Genomic DNA, 1,371 nt, shown 5'->3' with positions numbered 1-1,371 from the left:
CGAGCCTGTCAGAATTTTAGTGTGCCGAGGTCATGAGACGATAACGGAAACAACGTCCTATGACCGAAGCAACCGTGAACAAGAAGAGCAAGAACCCGAAGGCGCCGAAGCTGTTCCCCGACGAGCTGATGGATCAATTGCTGGCGCAGATTCAGAACAAGGACGCCGAGTCGGTTCTCGGCGAATCGGGCCTGGCCGGGCAGTTGAAGAAGCAACTGGCTGAGCGCATGCTGGCGGCGGAGCTAACGCATCACCTGGAGAACGAGGCGGAGCAAGGCAAGGCCGGCAATCATCGCAACGGGACCAGTCCGAAGACGGTCATCACGCCCAACGGCGAACTGAATCTGGATATTCCCCGCGACCGGCAGGCGACGTTCGAGCCGCAACTGGTGGGCAAATATCAGCGCCGGCTGCCGGGCTTCGACGATCATGTCATCAGCATGTACGCGCGCGGCATGAGCGTGCGCGAGATCCAGGGCCATTTGCTGGAGCTGTACGGGCTGCAGGTGTCGCCCGATCTGATTTCCACAGTTACCGACGAAGTGCTGGCCGAGCTCGAGCAGTGGCAGCAACGCCCACTGGAGGCGATGTATCCGATCGTCTATTTCGACGCGCTGCGGCTGAAGATCCGCGACGAAGGGACGGTCAGGAACAAGGCGATGTACCTCGCGCTGGGCATCCGGGCGGACGGCCGCAAGGAAGTGCTAGGGCTGTGGATCGAGCAAACCGAAGGCGCCAAGTTCTGGCTGAAGGTCTTCAACGAGCTGAAGAATCGCGGCCTGCACGACATCCTGATCGCAGTGGTAGACGGCTTGCGAGGCTTCCCTGAAGCAATCGAGGCCGTCTATCCGAGCGCGCAGATCCAGACCTGCATCGTGCATCTGATCCGCAATTCGCTGAATCTGGCGAGTTGGAAGGACCGTAAGCCGTTGGCTGCCGCGCTCAAGCCGATCTATCAGGCCGCTACCGCCGAAGCCGCCGAGGCGGCGCTGCAAGCCTTCTCTCAAAGCGAATGGGGCAGGAAATTCCCCACGGTCGCCGCGATGTGGCAGCGCCAATGGGAGCAAGTCATCCCGTTCTTCGCCTATGCGCCGGAGGTACGCAAAATCATATACACGACCAACGCGATTGAGAGCATGCACATGCAGTTGCGCAAGATCGTCAAGAACCGCGGTCATTTCCCCAGCGACGAAGCCGCCAGCAAACTGCTGTACCTGGCCTTGCGCAACATCGAAAAGGATTGGAAGATGCCGCCTATCACCTGGCGGCAAGCAGTCAATCAGTTCGCCATTCTGTTCGGCGAGCGATTCACCGCCGCGATGAGCTGAGATTTTTTAACCGACCTCAGCACACAAAATTCCTGACACCTCC

At 59.4% G+C, this 1,371-nt stretch carries 1 protein-coding gene; it reads left to right on the top strand.

Annotated features, from left to right (window positions below; genetic code table 11):
• Nucleotides 1-128: 128 nt before the first annotated feature.
• Nucleotides 129-1,328 (top strand): IS256 family transposase, encoded by a 1,200-nt coding sequence (locus PQQ53_RS34915; RefSeq protein WP_408329273.1) that lies wholly within the window; start codon nucleotides 129-131, stop codon nucleotides 1,326-1,328.
• The last annotated feature ends 43 nt before the right edge of the window (nucleotides 1,329-1,371 follow it).

Source organism: Paraburkholderia strydomiana (assembly GCF_046030495.1).
Taxonomy (GTDB): domain Bacteria; phylum Pseudomonadota; class Gammaproteobacteria; order Burkholderiales; family Burkholderiaceae; genus Paraburkholderia; species Paraburkholderia strydomiana_A.
This window is presented reverse-complemented; position numbering and strand designations above follow the sequence as displayed.